This window comes from Parvimonas sp. KA00067, from assembly GCF_001553085.1.
Taxonomy (GTDB): domain Bacteria; phylum Bacillota; class Clostridia; order Tissierellales; family Peptoniphilaceae; genus Parvimonas; species Parvimonas parva.
The window spans coordinates 96,824-112,517 of record NZ_KQ960141.1 but is presented as its reverse complement, the minus strand read 5'-3'; the positions used below and the strand labels follow the sequence as shown (position 1 = coordinate 112,517).

Annotated in this window: 13 protein-coding genes and 1 other annotated feature; of the genes, 1 reads left to right on the top strand and 12 read right to left on the bottom strand. The window is 30.9% G+C overall.

Features of this window, described 5'->3' with window-relative positions:
* Window positions 1–8 precede the first annotated feature (8 nt).
* Window positions 9–2,636, bottom strand: coding sequence for a valine--tRNA ligase (locus HMPREF3181_RS01120; protein WP_068472170.1), 2,628 nt, complete (start codon window positions 2,634–2,636; stop codon window positions 9–11).
* 71 nt (window positions 2,637–2,707) lie between these two features.
* Window positions 2,708–2,891 (bottom strand) — a binding site (T-box leader).
* 90 nt (window positions 2,892–2,981) lie between these two features.
* Window positions 2,982–3,524: a ClbS/DfsB family four-helix bundle protein gene (locus HMPREF3181_RS01115; RefSeq protein WP_068472168.1), complete on the bottom strand. Its 543-nt coding sequence runs from the start codon at window positions 3,522–3,524 to the stop codon at window positions 2,982–2,984.
* 265 nt (window positions 3,525–3,789) lie between these two features.
* Between HMPREF3181_RS01115 and HMPREF3181_RS08010 the strand changes: the two genes are divergently transcribed.
* Window positions 3,790–3,912, top strand: a complete 123-nt coding sequence (locus HMPREF3181_RS08010; protein WP_255353720.1) for a hypothetical protein — start codon at window positions 3,790–3,792, stop codon at window positions 3,910–3,912.
* 112 nt (window positions 3,913–4,024) lie between these two features.
* Here the strand turns inward: HMPREF3181_RS08010 and ahpC are convergent, their stop codons facing one another.
* The 10 genes from ahpC to tpiA form a co-directional block, all read right to left on the bottom strand.
* Window positions 4,025–4,588: an alkyl hydroperoxide reductase subunit C gene (gene ahpC, locus HMPREF3181_RS01110; protein WP_068472167.1), complete on the bottom strand. Its 564-nt coding sequence runs from the start codon at window positions 4,586–4,588 to the stop codon at window positions 4,025–4,027.
* A 107-nt stretch (window positions 4,589–4,695) separates the two neighbouring features.
* The gene (grdD, locus tag HMPREF3181_RS01105) at window positions 4,696–5,856 is read right to left on the bottom strand and encodes a glycine/sarcosine/betaine reductase complex component C subunit alpha (protein WP_068472165.1); all 1,161 of its coding nucleotides are present in this window, start codon (window positions 5,854–5,856) and stop codon (window positions 4,696–4,698) included.
* A gap of 10 nt (window positions 5,857–5,866) precedes the next feature.
* Complete coding sequence (gene grdC / locus HMPREF3181_RS01100; protein ID WP_068472163.1) at window positions 5,867–7,408, bottom strand: glycine/sarcosine/betaine reductase complex component C subunit beta; 1,542 nt, start codon at window positions 7,406–7,408, stop codon at window positions 5,867–5,869.
* Between the two features lie 130 nt (window positions 7,409–7,538).
* The gene (grdB, locus tag HMPREF3181_RS01090) at window positions 7,539–8,846 is read right to left on the bottom strand and encodes a glycine reductase complex selenoprotein B (RefSeq protein WP_082713859.1); all 1,308 of its coding nucleotides are present in this window, start codon (window positions 8,844–8,846) and stop codon (window positions 7,539–7,541) included.
* A gap of 49 nt (window positions 8,847–8,895) precedes the next feature.
* A complete protein-coding gene (gene grdA / locus HMPREF3181_RS01085) occupies window positions 8,896–9,360 on the bottom strand; it encodes a glycine/sarcosine/betaine reductase complex selenoprotein A (RefSeq protein WP_082713858.1) in 465 nt (154 codons plus the stop codon).
* Between the two features lie 73 nt (window positions 9,361–9,433).
* Window positions 9,434–10,720, bottom strand: coding sequence for a glycine/sarcosine/betaine reductase component B subunit (locus tag HMPREF3181_RS01075; protein WP_068472155.1), 1,287 nt, complete (start codon window positions 10,718–10,720; stop codon window positions 9,434–9,436).
* A 52-nt stretch (window positions 10,721–10,772) separates the two neighbouring features.
* Entirely contained in the window at window positions 10,773–11,702 is a 930-nt protein-coding gene (locus HMPREF3181_RS01070) for an NAD(P)/FAD-dependent oxidoreductase (RefSeq protein ID WP_068472153.1), read from the bottom strand.
* Window positions 11,703–11,862: 160 nt separating this feature from the next.
* The gene (locus HMPREF3181_RS01065) at window positions 11,863–13,467 is read right to left on the bottom strand and encodes a Na/Pi cotransporter family protein (RefSeq protein ID WP_068472151.1); all 1,605 of its coding nucleotides are present in this window, start codon (window positions 13,465–13,467) and stop codon (window positions 11,863–11,865) included.
* A gap of 172 nt (window positions 13,468–13,639) precedes the next feature.
* Window positions 13,640–14,929 (bottom strand): phosphopyruvate hydratase, encoded by a 1,290-nt coding sequence (gene eno / locus HMPREF3181_RS01060; RefSeq protein ID WP_068472149.1) that lies wholly within the window; start codon window positions 14,927–14,929, stop codon window positions 13,640–13,642.
* Window positions 14,930–14,939: 10 nt separating this feature from the next.
* Window positions 14,940–15,689, bottom strand: a complete 750-nt coding sequence (gene tpiA, locus HMPREF3181_RS01055) for a triose-phosphate isomerase (protein ID WP_068472147.1) — start codon at window positions 15,687–15,689, stop codon at window positions 14,940–14,942.
* Window positions 15,690–15,694 lie beyond the last annotated feature (5 nt).

The window sequence follows — 15,694 nt, the reverse complement described above, 5'->3', positions numbered from 1 at the left end:
AAAATCACCTAATTATTCTTTATTTTTTCAATACTTGATTTTATTTCATCATATATATTTTGATACTTTTTAAGTTTTTCCTTTTCTTCATTTACAACTTTTTCAGGAGCATTATTTACAAATTTTTCATTTGAAAGTTTAGAAGATGCTCTTTTTATTTCAGATTCATATTTTTGTAAATCAGCAGTTAGTTTTTCCAATTCTTTTTCATAATCTACAAGTCCGTCTAAAGGAATATAAATCTTTTGATTATTACAAATTACAACCATAGAGTTTGCAATTTCTTCATCTTTATCCATTACTATAACTTTAGAACAAGATGCTAAAAATCTATATAAATGTTCCAAAGAATTAGTGTATTCTTTAGTAAGTTCATTACTTGAAACAAAATATAAATCAGATTTCTTTGAAGGTGGAATATTCTTTTCACTTCTCTTATTTCTAATAGCTGTAACTGTTTCAATTAAATTTTCGATTTCTGTTTCTTCTTGTACAAACATACTTTTTTCATCATATACAGGAAAACTTGCATTGATTAATTTTTCATTTACATTAGGCATAAATGAATAAATTTCTTCAGTTATAAATGGCATAAATGGGTGTAATAATTTTAAAATATTACTTAAAACATATACTAAAACTGATTTAGCAACAAGTTTTTTATCAACATTATCTCCATATAATCTAGTCTTAGAAAATTCAATATACCAATCACAGAATTCATTCCATATAAAATCGTAAATTTTAGCTGATGCCAACCCAAATTCAAATTTTTCAAGATTTTCAGTTAATTCTTTAACAGTTCTATTTAATCTTGTTAAAATCCATTTATCTTCAATTTCTAATTTTTCAAAATCAATACTGTATTCTTCACCATCATTTAGATTCATAAGAACAAATCTTGATGCATTCCAAAGTTTATTAGCAAAATTTCTATTAGCCTCAACTCTCTTTTCGTAGAATCTCATATCATTACCCGGAGTATTACCACCAACCAATGTAAATCTTAAAGCGTCAGCACCGTATTTATCAATTATTTCAAGTGGGTCAATTCCATTTCCTAAAGACTTGCTCATCTTTCTTCCAAGCTCATCTCTAATCAATCCTGTGAAATACACATTTTCAAATGGAACTTCATCAAGATTATATAAACTTGAGAACATCATTCTAATAACCCAGAAGAATAAAATATCATAACCAGTAACTAAAGTATTTGTTGGGAAGAAATATTTTAAGTCCTCAGTTTCATTAGGCCAACCCAAAGTTGAAAATGGCCATAACGCTGATGAAAACCAAGTATCTAAAGTATCTTCATCTCTAACAAAAGTTTTTCCTTCTTCTTTCGGTTTAGTTCTACTTACAACAACCTCTCCACTTTCCTTGCAATAATACACAGGAAGTCTATGTCCCCACCACAATTGACGAGAAATACACCAATCTTTAATATTATCTAACCAATTTATATAAACTTTTCCAAATCTCTCAGGAATTATATTTAATTTTCCATCTAAATATGCTTGTTTAGCCGGTTTTGCCAATTCTTCCATTTTGACAAACCATTGCTTTGAGATAATTGGTTCAATAGTAGTTTTACATCTTTCACAATGTCCAACAGCATGATTATGTGGCTCTATTTTAATTAAATATCCTTGTTCTTCAAGTTCTTTTACAATTTCTTTTCTTGCAAGCTTTCTTTCCATACCGGAAAATTTTCCAAAACCTTGAGCAATCTTTCCGTCATAGTCCATTATAAGTTTTTGTCCTAAATTATGCCTACTACCAACTTCAAAGTCATTAGGGTCATGAGAAGGAGTAATCTTTACACAACCAGTTCCAAATTCCATATCAACATATTCATCTGCAATCAAAGGAATTTCTATATTTAAAATAGGTAAAATTAAAGTCTTACCAACTTTATCCTTATATCTTTCATCATCAGGATGAACTGCAACAGCAAGGTCTCCAAGCATAGTTTCAGGTCTTGTAGTAGCAATAGTTAAATATTCATCACTATCCTTAAAGAAATATTTAATATGATAAAAATGTCCATCTTCATCAACATGTTCAACCTCAGCATCTGAAATGGCAGTTCCACAATTACAACACCAGTTTACAATTCTATCTCCTCTATAAATCAATCCTGCATCATACATTTTTATAAAAACTTCTTCAACAGCCTTTGATAAATTATCATCTAGAGTGAATGCATCTCTTGACCAATCACAAGAAACACCTAAAGTTTTTAATTGGTTCTTAATATTTCCACCATATTTTTCAGTCCAATCCCAAGCCTCTTTTAAGAAACCATCTCTTCCTAATTTTTCTTTGGAATTTCCATCTTTTTTAATTTTTTCAACAACTTTTGCCTCAGTTGAAATAGACGCATGGTCAGTTCCCGGAACCCAAAGTGATTCATATCCACTCATTCTCTTCCAACGAATCAAAATATCTTGAATAGTATTGTTAAGAGCATGCCCTAAATGTAAATTTCCAGTTACATTTGGAGGTGGCATAACAATAGTATATGGTTTTTTATCCGGATTTATTCTTGCAGTAAAATCTTCATCCTTTATCCAATTATCATAAATTTTCTTTTCAAAATCTTTTGGATTATAAGTTTTTTCTAAATTTTTCATAAAACCTCCTAAAAATAATGTAAAAATTAAATATATCTAAGCAATTTAATTATAAAAAAACTTCGTCCAACATATAGGACGAAGTTATCGCGGTACCACCTAATTTTCATAAAAATGACTCTCTAAATTTATAACGAAATTACCCGTTTTTCAAAACTAAAAAGCTACCTTCACAAAAAACAAATTGAATTTTTTCACCAAACAAATTCTCTCTAAAAATTTCTTTTAAGTTACTCCTCTTTTATACGCCTATATTTAATTTTATACTTACATAAAAATATTAGGTATATTATATCACGAAAACAATTAAATATCAATAAAAAAGATTGCTTTTTCAACTTGAAATTATTTGTTTTTACAAATTTTTATATGAGCTTTTAATTTCTTAATAGCCCAATCATAATGACTTGAAGTTGAACTAATAAAATATGAACCAAGTGTACTTCCACCAACCCATTTATACACGCCTTTATAAAATAACTCTTCATCGGTAAAATTTTCTACTAATTTAATTACTTTCTTATGAGAATTATCTAACATATCCTTTGCATCTTTTAACGAAGTATTTTGATGCTTTTTCCAAAATTCAATATTCATATCTCCATAAGTTTTCCAATTATATGGGGCAGGAATAAATGTTTTTTCTATTCCATTTAAATTAGATTTAACCCAGTCTAAAACAAGTTTATGCCATTCATAAAGATGAATTAAAACATCTCTAAGATTTTTATCTCTTTTCCAATGAGCCTCTTTCTTTTTTTCTTCTTTTGAAAAATCAAAAATCGTATTTAATTCCTCATCAGTTAAATTTGAAATTAATAAATTTAATTTTTCATAATTTGAATTAGCAAGTTCAATTAAATCTTTTTTAACAGTTGGTCTTGGCATTATAATCACTCCTTAAAAATACTATTAAAATAATTATACCATAATAATAATAAATTTAGGAGGATTTAATTATGGAAAATTACACCGATAACATTTGCGGATCTGTATTTTATTTTGTTGTTGCGATAATATTATTTTTAGTTTATCGTTCAAAATTTAAATCAAAAACGATAGAATAACAAAAAATCAAAAGAAAACTTTGCTTTATATTTCTTACTTTTGTGCGTTTTTATGTATATGTTTTTTAGAAATGTATGTTAAAGGCATGAGAGATAAACAACTATTTGAAGAAAAACAACGAAAACAAATAGCTAAACAACAATTAGATGTTTTCGGTTGTGAAAATTCAAAATATATAAACGATAAAGGTAAAGAAATTTTTAAATAAGCAATAAGAGAGCTCTTTTAAGATAAAAGGCTATATTTTCATTAGAAAATGATAATATAGCCTTTTGTTATAAAAAAGACTAGAAATTTCTTTCTAGTCTAAATATCTTTAATTAAATTTTACCAACTAAATCTAATCCTGGAGTTAAAGTGTCATCGCCTGGTTCCCATCTTGCTGGACAAACTTTATCACCATGTTTAGCAACGAATTGAGCTGCTTGAACTTTTCTTAATAATTCTTTAGCATTTCTACCAATTCCGTTAGCATTTACTTCATAAAGAACTATTTCACCTTGAGGATTTACTAGGAAAGTTCCCCTTAATGCTTGTCCTTCTCCTTCAATTAAAACACCAAATTGTTCTGATAAAGCTAATGCTCTATCTGAAATCATTGGATATTGGATTTTTCTGATAGTTTCAGATGCATCCCACCATGCTTTGTGAACAAATTCAGAGTCAGTAGATACTGAATAAATTTCACAACCAATTGCTTTAAATTTATCATAGCTTAATGCTAAATCTTCTAATTCAGTTGGACATACAAATGTAAAATCTCCTGGATAGAAGAAGAAAACACTCCATTTACCTTCTAAATCTTTGTCTGTTACAGTTATTAAATCCCCATCATAATATGCAGGAACATTAAATTCTTCAATTTTCTTTCCGATTAAACTCATATTCTTTACCTCCTATATTTGCCTTTCTATTAAGACAATATATTTATACCACTTTTTAAAAAGTCTAAACAAAAAAGAGAGCAAAAGCTCTCTTTTAATTTTTTATATTAACCAATATATCCTTCTTTAGCTAAAATTTCTTTAGATTTTTCAAGATTTGCATCGTTAACCATTACAACAGGTCCAGTACAACCCATTCCAGTCTTAGCAAATATATTGTTTTTCCATAAAGCAACCTTAGCATCTTCAAGTTCAAGAATATCAATTCCACCAATAGTAGCAGTAGCTTGTTCTTCAGCAGGACATTTAATTTCTTCTTCCGGTTCAGCTTTTTTAGCTCCAGCAGAAGTGATTTTTTCTAAAATAGCTTTTAATCCAGCTTTATTAGCTTTTTCAAATTCTTTCTTAGAAACTTCTTTAATATTTCCTTTAACTAATTGTCCAGCATAAGTCATAGCATTAGCTATTACAGGGAATCCTGATGCTCTTGATACGATAAGAACTAATCTATCATATCCTTCGCCAATTCCAGGACCATATCCATAACCCATTGCTTCAAATCCACCACCAGTAGTGTATGATGAGAATACTTTCATTAAAAGATTTCCTGTTAAAGTATCATTAACCATAACATCAGGAACACCTTGTAATAAGTCATTTCCTCTCATTAATACTCCACCATCAGCTCTATTTGATTCAGCAAAGTTCATATCATATCCATTTTCTTTTAATTCTTTAAATGCTCTTTCAACAGAAACTGCATTATCAACATTTAAAATACCAACAGTTGGATTTTCAATTCCTAATGCTTTAGCAACTATAACACCATAGATACCGTTTTTAACCATACCTTCTACTCTATGTGCAGAAGAAGTTCCAGTAGTTGTAGCTATAATCATTTCTTTTGCAGCAGCAGGAGTTACAACTCTACCTACAGTAGAAACTCCAATTGGGAAACTGTAATGCATTGTTACACAACCATCAATTTCTCCACTGTCCAAAAGTTGTTCCATTTTCTTATAGCCTTCTTCTTCATTTTCAACAACATATTGTTTTAAAGAAGTATTTACTTCCGGTCCAATTATACAATATTCAACACTCTTATCTCTTGATTGAGCAAGTTCTGCCCCTTTAACAACATTTTCTAGTCCGTGTTCACTGCCTAAAGTTGTAACAGCAATTCTTGGTCTTGATGTAAAAGCACCTGTTTCTAATCCAGTAGCGATTTCTTCGAAGATATTACCAATTACGTTTTTTATATCAGACATGAAATCACCTCTATTCTTCAATTAAAGAAGATGCAAAATTTCTCATTGCTTCAGCAACTAATTTCTTAACTTCTTCCTTAGAAACTCCAGAATTTTCTTCAACTTTACCTGAATTTCTTTCTAAAACAATTGATACACCGTCGAATAAGTTAGTCATTCTTCCTAAGAATAAAGAACCTTTACCAATAATCATAGCTCTATTTAATTCTCCAGAAGTTAAATCTTCACGACAGAATCCTAAGTAAGGAACACCTGAAGGAATATGTCCTTGAGTTGGAGCCCAACCTTCCATACCATGATCTTCAATAAAGCTTGCAATTTCAGCTTTTTCTAATTGTTTTTTCATTACTCCTAATGCACCAATCATCTTGAAGTTTGCATTTGGAACATCTCCAGCTCCAGCTGGTTTAGTAATATCTGGGTTTTGCATTTCAGCTGAATATTTATCAACATCTTTAACTGTTAAATTAGCTTTTTCTAATGGAGCAGTAACTAATGCTGACATTACAGCTTGTGGTGAAGAACCAGTTCCTACTGTATGTCTTCCAACTATATCAGTTCTTAATACTGGGTTAACTCCATCATTTTCAGAAATTAATGCAGCAAATCCACCGATACAATCTTCTAATATTGGTAAGCCTTTCTTTAAGTGGTCTTTACCATTCATACCTAATTTAGCAGTACATCCACCTGCAACTATAACAACATGTTTAAAAGTTCCAGAATGAACATGAGAAGATGCAGCAATTAATGTATGAGTTGGAGCAGCACAGAATCCTCTTAAGTCAGATCCTGAAGCATTGTCAAATCCAGCTAATTCAGCGATAGATTTAGCGAAGTTACCACCACCTCTTTGGTTCATATCTCCACAAGCTTCTTCTGAACATTCAATAACATATTCAACATCATTAGGATTTAAATCATTTTTAGCAACTAAATGTAAAGCAGCTAATAATCCTGATGCTTTAGTAACTAAGTTTTCTAACATAACATGAGCTGATAAGTTAACATCAACATCATGAGCTCTAGTAACAACCCCTACTAATTTATCTTCAAAATATAAACCTTCAGCATGGTTTTCCATATGTCCTTCAAGAACAGATTGTTCAACACCTTCTTTTAATCTAGCAACTAATGCATCACTAATTAATGGGTGTTTTTCTAAATCAGCTTTAACAGATTCAGTAAATTCTTTATTAAGTGAAACTAAATCAAAAGCGTCACAGATTTTCATAAGTCCAATGAATTCATGTTCTGGCATTATTTCACCATATTTACCATCTCTTGGAGCTCCTGATAAATATTTATCAGCATCTGACCATGGTTGTGGTACAGCTTTTAAATCTTCTGGTCTTTTGTTTCCAATGTAAACTTGATTTGGTAAATAATTTAATACTTCTTCATATTTTCTAATATGATTTGGTATTTCCTTTAAATATTCTGAATCAGGATTTAAAGCCTTTTCAGTAGTTTGAGTTGTTCCATTTTGGATTATCATGTCTGGTGCATGAACTAATACGTAAGAAGTTCCTTTTAATACAGGAAAATTCATCTTAATTACCTCCTTTAATATAAAAAACAGATAGCATAGTATGTATTCCATATAAGCCAACTACCCTTATGTAATAGAATACCATTAAATTAAAAAGGTGTCAATACCTGACACCCTTTTTATTTAAAAATTATTCGAATATTGTTTGTCCTTCAACTTCAGTTGCTAAAGCATTTAATGCTTTTTTAACAATTTTCATTCTTAATGCATATTCTTCTTCAGCAGTTAATTTAGGATTTCCTAATGGGTGAGGAATTGCTATAGCAGGAACAATTCTGTTAGCTCCTACTGTCATTGAAATTGGAGTTACAGTACATACGTGTACTACTGGAATTCCAGCTCTTTCAATTTCTTTAACCATCGTTGCTCCGCAACGTGTACAAGTACCTCAAGTAGATGTTAATATAACTGCATCTACACCATCAGCTACTAATTCTTTACTGTATTCTTCAGCAAATGCTTTTGCAGAAGCTACTGCTGTACCATTTCCTACTGTTGTATAGAAATATCTATGAAGACTTCCGATTTCGCCAGCTTTTTCTAATTCTCTTAAAACGTCAACTGGTAAAACTCTGTCTGAATCTTGGTTAGCATAAACTGGGTCATAACCACCGTGAGCTGTTTCCCATTCGCCTTCTTTAAGATCCATAACACCTTCAATGTCATATTTTCCATATTTTGAAGCAGAAGATGATTCAATATGATCTGGGTTGCCATGAGGAACTATACCACCTGAAGTTACTAAAGCAATTTTAGCCTTCTTAATGTCCTTAACAGCTGGATTTGGATCTACTCTGTCAAAGTTTGGCATTGGGAATTCAGTTTCGAATTCTTCACCCTTTAACTTTTTGATCATCATAGTTACAGCTCTCTTACCACCGAAATCTTCTCTAAATATATTTTTTCTAACTCCTCTTTCAATGTATCCTTCTTCAGCCGGAGAACCAATTTCTTCTCCTCTAACAAGTTTCATTGCAAGTGGAACCATTTTGCTTACAGCATCTTTCATACCCGCAGCGCTATTTTTAGTTGAAACTACATATACGCTCTTCTTGAACATATCTGCACCTGGGTTTTCAATATACATACCAGTTAAAGCTGGAATTCCTAATTCGTTTTGAACAGCTTCAGTAATTGTACCAGCAGCAACTCCATAACGTCCAGCATTGAATGCAGGTCCTGCTATGAATAAATCTGGATTGTATTTTTTAACCATTTCTAAAACTTCTGCTTTAGCTTGGTCCATATTTTCACCAAAATAGCTATCTCCACAGATAACTGTAGCAACTATTTCAGCTTCACCTTTAAAACCAGCGTTTAATGCTAAACCAGGTCCAATTTTTGTTTCTCTAACTTCTGGTTTGTAATCTGCTTTTTCTTCTCCACCGATACCAGCAAAGAATTGGTTTATATAGTGAACTACTCTTAATTTTTCCACACTAATCACCTCTCTATCATATATTTATATATGATTTTATCTTAATTAATTATAATGAGTTTCTAATTTCACTTACAGCTTCAATGATAGCATCACAGTCAAGAACCATTTCCATCATACCAATTTGGTCATCGTAAACTGATTCATCAACTTCTGCTTTAAATTCAGGTTCAACTGCGTGATAAACTTTAAGTCCTAACTGAACTCCTGCTAATGGACCTGCATAAGTAGGGTCTCCTGTTGTAACAGTTTCACCAGCCAATGCTGCTGATTCTGCTTCAGATGCTCCTAAAAGAACTACACAGTTTTCTGCTCCGTATTTTTCTGCTAATTCTTTTACCCTTCTTTGATTTTCTAAGTCCATTGCTCCTGCTGCAGTTCAGACAAAACATTCAGTTGCTGAAAATACTATTTCTGCAGGAGTTGTAGCGACACATTCTTCCATAGCTGGTCCTGGTATACCATCTCTATCGCCGATTATGATTACTTTTGTGTTTTCTGTAAAAAGTGCCATATCGCTTACACTTCCTTTCTTTAATTTTTATTTTCGTTTTATTTTATATAATATTCCGTTTGATTAATAAATTCTAATAGCCAGTAGCTGATAATCTATTAAATCCTAATTCGTTAGTTGCTCCAGTGATTGCTTGTAATTCAACCATAATTGAACCATCTTCTCTTAATGATCCGTCGAATCCACCTGCAATAATGTCAACATAATCTAAAGTTCCAATAACTTTATCCATCTTAGGTAATACGATAGTTTCGTTAGCATTACCACCAGTTACTACTGCATTTGCAGCAACGTCAGCATCTGCTAAAGATTGGCTCGCACCGTCTCTACCAGCATATTCATCAGTGATGATAACTGTTTTAACGCCTTTACCTTCGATTTTCTTACAGTTCATTATTAAGTCTGTATCTGGGTTACCGAATCCTTCTTGTGATACGATAGCTCCGTCAAGATTTAAGAATTCACATAATTTAGCAGTCCAGTTTGATGATCTTTCTTTATCTGCTAAGTATACATTTTCGTTAGTGATAATAACACCAACAAAGTTGATTTCTTTTCCGTGTTGTTCGTACATTGCTCTAACAACTGGGTTGTTTAAGTGATGGTAAGTTGTATTCTTATCACAAGAAGATACACAGTTACCACTTAAGATAGCTCCGTCCATTAATTCAGTTGGATATAATAGTGTTGGAACTATTTGTTTAGCATCTACACCATATACATATGTATCATGTAATAATCCTTGAGATTGTAACATTTGTACATAAGCTACTTTTGGTAAATGTTTTAATTCTTCAGCTTGTTCGAATAATGGTTTAGTTTCGAATACTTCTACTTCATCTGGTTCAACTTCTTTACCAGCTAATCCTAAATAAGTAGCAGCTTTTAAGCCAGCCATTCTAACAGCCTTTTCATAAGCATGAGTTGCAACTCCTTCAGCTGGTTCCACGATTAAAACTATGTTATTAGTTTTTGAGAATGGAGTATATTCAGCTCCTGGTCCTTGCATATCAACAATACCTTCTTGGAAACCTACTATTTTACCAACTGTCATTACTGCAGCTCCCTTAAGAACATGAGTTCTTCCTGAACCAACTACATCAACTTTTGAAATCATTCCAGGGAATACTCCACCTTGTCCATTAACCTTTACTCTTGGTTCTACAACATCCTTAATTGGAGTAATTCTTACACTTTCACCTGGTTTTGCAAGATCTACGTCTACTGATTTTAAGTGTTCATCATCCATTAAATGAGCGATTAATTCTTCTTTATTAATGTATAAAACACCTTTGTCAACTTTTGTTTCTGAACAAAATTGAACATCGTTAATTAAGATTTTTCCTAATTCTAGACGCATATACTCACCTCCTTAAAATTTATATATTTAATCCTTTCGGAATTAAATTCAATTAATTTAAACTTTCAACATATTTTCCAGCATTAACAGCAGCAATCGCGCCATCATTAACAGCTGTAACAACTTGTCTTAGTTCTTTTACTCTAACATCTCCAGCAACAAATACACCTTCAACATTAGTTTTCATAGATCCATCTGAAACAACATAATTTCTATTTGTTTCAATCTTTCCTTCAAAGATACTACTTTCCGGAACATATCCTATAAAGATAAATACTCCAAATATCATATCTCCTTCTCTTGGAACAATTTTAGTTTTTTCTCCAGTTTTATTATTTACTATATTCATAGCACCTAATATTCCTGATCCTTCAAAACTTTCAACTTCGACATTCCACATAATATTTAAGTTTTCACATTTAAATGCCTTTTCTTCTATTGATTTAGCAACTGATAACTTATCTTTTCTAACTAATAGTGTTACACTTCTACCAAATTTAGTAAGATACATAGCCTCTTCAACTGCAGCCTCTCCAGAACCTACAACATAAATATCTAATCCTTGGAAAAATGGTGCATCACAAGTAGCACAATAAGCTATTCCTTTACCTGTAAATTCCTTTTCTCCCGGAACGTCTAATAATCTTGGATTTGACCCTGTAGCTATAATAACTGATTTTCCTTCATAAGTATTATTTTCTCCAACAACTACTTTTGTAGCATTTGAAAAATCTACATCAACAACAGTATCAGTAATAAATTCCGCACCAAATGATTTTGCTTGTTTAACCATTCTTTCTATTAATGCAGGACCAGTTGGAACATCTTCTGCTCCAGGATAGTTTGCTATTTCATCAGTCTTAGCAATCAATCCACCCGGTGTTCCTTTTTCAATTATTATAGTTTTCATACTTGATCTTGCAGCATATATCCCTGCACTTATACCGGCAGGGCCAGCTCCAATTATTATACAATCGTACATAATTTACCTCCAATTACAATATTAGAATAATAAACTGTACCAAATCATTAACCGTTTATTATTATATCTTAAGTTTACCCAATTGTAAAGTCTTTTTTGATAAATTCCTAATAAAACTTTTTTATAACTTTAAGTATTTGTATATTAAATTAACAATGTTTTACAATTCTTTTCCCAATGTGTAATTTGCAATGTTTACACTATGGTCAGCAATTCTTTCAAAATTAGAAATAATATCTAAGAATTTAACTCCGGCATTTGTTTCACAAATTCCTCTGTTAATTCTATCCATGTGATTTCTTCTATATGTTTCTTCTAAAATGTCAACTTCCTCTTCAATGCTAATACAATTCTTGGCCAAATCCAAGTCATTATTTTTATATGCATTAGTTGTATCTCTAACAATTTTTATAATATCTGATGAAATTTTTTCATATTCATCAAAAGCTGTCTTACTAAAAACAGAGTTTTCATCCTTTATTTCTTGAATTAACTCAATTATATTTTCACAATGGTCTCCTATTCTTTCATAATCATTTATAGAATACATCATTACAAAGACCTTATGTTTTTCTTCATCAGATAAATTTTTATCAGCTAAAGGAACTAAATAATCAATTATTTCTTTTTCCAGACCATTAATCATCTTTTCTCTTTCAAGTACAAATGATATATTTTTACTACTCTTTGTTTTGAATGCTTCTATTGTCTTTTCAAGAGATTCAATTACTACCTCGCCCATTCTGACAACTTCTTTTTGAGCTTGAATAATAGCTATACTTGGAGTTTCCAAAATTCTCTTATCCAAATGTTCAGAATAACGTTCTTCAAGATTATCTTCTCCTTTAATAACCGCTTGAGAAATTTTTACTAAGAAATTAGCAAATGGTAACTGAACAAAAACATTAATTACATTAAATAATGTATGAGCATTCGCAATTTGTCTTTGAACATTTCCCGGAGATATGTACTCTACCAAATATTGAACAGGTACTCTCAATATAGTCATAAATAATATAGTACCAATTAAGTTAAATAAGAAATGTATAAACGCAGCTCTCTTTGCATTTTTACTTGCACCTATACTTGAAATCATAGCTGTTGTAGTTGTTCCTATATTATCACCAAACAAAATACCAAATGCTTGATTTATATTAATTGCACCTTGCACTCCAAGCGCCTCTAATAAACCTATTGAGGCTGATGATGATTGTAAAATAGTTGTTAAGAAAATACCGGCTAAAACTCCTACAAAAGGATTATTTAATTTTATAAGTATATCTTTAAACCATTGTTCTTTAGATAATGGTGCTAAACCATTACTCATAATGGACATACCTAAAAATAAAATACCAAAACCGATTAAAATTTCAGCAATATCTTTCTTCCTATCATTTTTAGCTCTCATCCATAAAAAAACTCCGACTGATATAACCAATGGAGCATATTTTGAAATATCAAACGCAATAATCTGAGCTGTAACAGTAGTACCTACATTAGCTCCTATTATTATTCCAACTGATTGTGCTAAAGTCATAAATCCGGCATTTACAAAACCGATAGCCATTACAGTAGTAGCTGAACTTGATTGGATAATCATAGTAACAAATATACCTACTAAAACTGCATAGATTCTATTTTTAGTTATTGCAGCGATTATTCCTTTTAATTTTTCTCCACAAGACTTTTGAAGTCCTGCCCCCATTAGATTCATTCCGTATAAAAACAAACCTAATCCACCTAAAACCGAAATAATGATTGACATAATGCCTCCAAAATCATTCAAAAATAATTAAAAGATTAGCCCATATATTCATATAAGCCATACACTATTATTATATCATATTTTAAATAAAATGTTTAATTAATTTAAAATAATTTTTATAATATTTTTGCTCACACGAAAAATGGGCTAACAAAAATTTAATTTTTTATTTTTATTTTCTGTCTATATTGTAGAATGCTGATAATCCTAAAAATTTTGAATCTTCACATAATCTATCTTCTATTCTTAGTAATTGATTATATTTACAAATTCTATCTGTTCTTGATGCAGAACCAGTTTTGATTTGTCCGGCATTTACTGCAACTGCTAAATCGGCAATAGTTGTATCTTCTGTTTCTCCGGATCTATGTGAAATTACACAAGTATATCCATGAGTTTTAGCAAGTTCTATCGCATCTAAAGTTTCTGTAATTGTTCCAATTTGGTTTAATTTTATCAAAATTGAATTAGCAATACCCTTTTCAATTCCCATAGCTAATCTTGAATAGTTAGTAACAAATAAATCATCTCCAACTAATTGAACTTTATTTCCAATTTTTTCAGTAATAAGTTTCCAACCGTCCCAATCATCTTCTGCCAATCCATCTTCAATAGAAATAATTGGATATTTTTCTACTAATTTACAATAATAATTTACTAATTCTTCTGAAGAATAAACTTTTCCTTCACCTTTGAAATTATATTTTCCGTTTTCATACATTTCACTTGATGCAACATCTAGTGCTAAGAAAATATCTTTTCCAGCTACATAACCGGCTTTTTCAATCGCCTCCATAATTGTTTGTAACGCCTCTTCATTAGAGTTCAAGTTAGGTGCAAAACCACCTTCATCTCCAACTGCAGTATTATATCCCTTTGATTTTAAAACAGCCTTTAAATTATGGAAAACTTCTGTTCCCATTCTAAGAGCCTCTTTAAATGAACAAGCTCCTGCAGGCATAACCATAAATTCTTGAATATCTACATTGTTATCTGCATGTTCTCCACCATTTAAAATATTCATCATAGGAACAGGTAAAGTTTTTGCATTCACTCCTCCTATATACTCATAAAGTGGTGTACATGATTCTATTGACGCAGTTCTAGCAACAGCCATTGAAACCCCTAAAATAGCATTAGCTCCTAATTTAGATTTATTTTCTGTTCCGTCTAATTGAATTAATGCTTTATCAATACCAACTTGGTCAAAAACATCAAATCCGATTAATGCCTCAGAAATAATTTCATTAACATTATTAACAGCAGTTAAAGTTCCTTTTCCTAGATATCTACTCTTATCTCCATCTCTAAGTTCAACAGCCTCATGAATACCAGTTGATGCTCCTGATGGAACAATAGCACTACCCATTGTACCTTCTTCAGTTGTAACTTCAACTTCAACAGTAGGATTTCCCCTTGAATCTAAAACTTCTCTTGCATAAATATCAACTATTAAGCTCATAACATTCTCCTTATAAATTATAATTTACTAAAGCACAAAAACTTGTACTTTCTAAACAAGCTCCACCAACCAAAGCTCCATCTACATTTTCTTTTCCCATCAATTCTTTTATATTATTCGGTTTAACACTTCCACCATATTGAATTCTTACTTTTTGAGATAAATCACCATAAATATCATTTAGTATGTTTCTTATGAATTTAATCATATCTTCAGCATCATCAGAAGATGCAGTAAGACCAGTTCCAATTGCCCAAATAGGCTCATAGGCAATAATAACTTTTTCAATATCATTTTTGTCAATTTCCTCTAAAGCACTTCTTATTTGTTTTTCAACGATTTCTTTTTCAACTTTAGAATTTCTTTCTTCAAGTGTTTCTCCACAACATAATATAGGAATCAAATCATTTTGTAATGCAGATTTAACTTTTTTATTTATCATTTCATCAGTTTCTTTAAAAATAGTTCTTCTTTCTGAGTGTCCTAATATGACATAAGAAACCCCACAACTTTTTAACATCATTGGAGAAATTTCTCCGGTAAATGCACCACTATTTTCAAAATACATATTTTGAACACCAAGTCCTATATCAGTTTCTTCTAAAAGTTTTTTTACTTCAGTAACATATACAAAAGGAACACATACAACTTTTTCTACATTAATATCCAAATTTTCTGATGAAATATTTTTAATTAAAAGTTTAGCATCATCTAAACTCTTATTCATTTTCCAATTTCCAATAATAACAGGTTTTCTCATATTAC

What these genes read in the sequence shown, in the direction of transcription:
- HMPREF3181_RS01120 (WP_068472170.1), bottom strand. Translation starts at nt 2,636, where the DNA reads ATGAAAAATTTAGAAAAAACTTATAATCCAAAAGATTTTGAAAAGAAA.
- grdC (WP_068472163.1), bottom strand. Translation starts at nt 7,408, where the DNA reads ATGAATTTTCCTGTATTAAAAGGAACTTCTTACGTATTAGTTCATGCA.
- HMPREF3181_RS01065 (WP_068472151.1), bottom strand. Translation starts at nt 13,467, where the DNA reads ATGTCAATCATTATTTCGGTTTTAGGTGGATTAGGTTTGTTTTTATAC.
- eno (WP_068472149.1), bottom strand. Translation starts at nt 14,929, where the DNA reads ATGAGCTTAATAGTTGATATTTATGCAAGAGAAGTTTTAGATTCAAGG.
- tpiA (WP_068472147.1), bottom strand. Translation starts at nt 15,689, where the DNA reads ATGAGAAAACCTGTTATTATTGGAAATTGGAAAATGAATAAGAGTTTA.
- ahpC (WP_068472167.1), bottom strand. Translation starts at nt 4,588, where the DNA reads ATGAGTTTAATCGGAAAGAAAATTGAAGAATTTAATGTTCCTGCATAT.
- HMPREF3181_RS08010 (WP_255353720.1), top strand. Translation starts at nt 3,790, where the DNA reads ATGAGAGATAAACAACTATTTGAAGAAAAACAACGAAAACAAATAGCT.
- HMPREF3181_RS01075 (WP_068472155.1), bottom strand. Translation starts at nt 10,720, where the DNA reads ATGCGTCTAGAATTAGGAAAAATCTTAATTAACGATGTTCAATTTTGT.
- HMPREF3181_RS01070 (WP_068472153.1), bottom strand. Translation starts at nt 11,702, where the DNA reads ATGTACGATTGTATAATAATTGGAGCTGGCCCTGCCGGTATAAGTGCA.
- grdD (WP_068472165.1), bottom strand. Translation starts at nt 5,856, where the DNA reads ATGTCTGATATAAAAAACGTAATTGGTAATATCTTCGAAGAAATCGCT.
- HMPREF3181_RS01115 (WP_068472168.1), bottom strand. Translation starts at nt 3,524, where the DNA reads ATGCCAAGACCAACTGTTAAAAAAGATTTAATTGAACTTGCTAATTCA.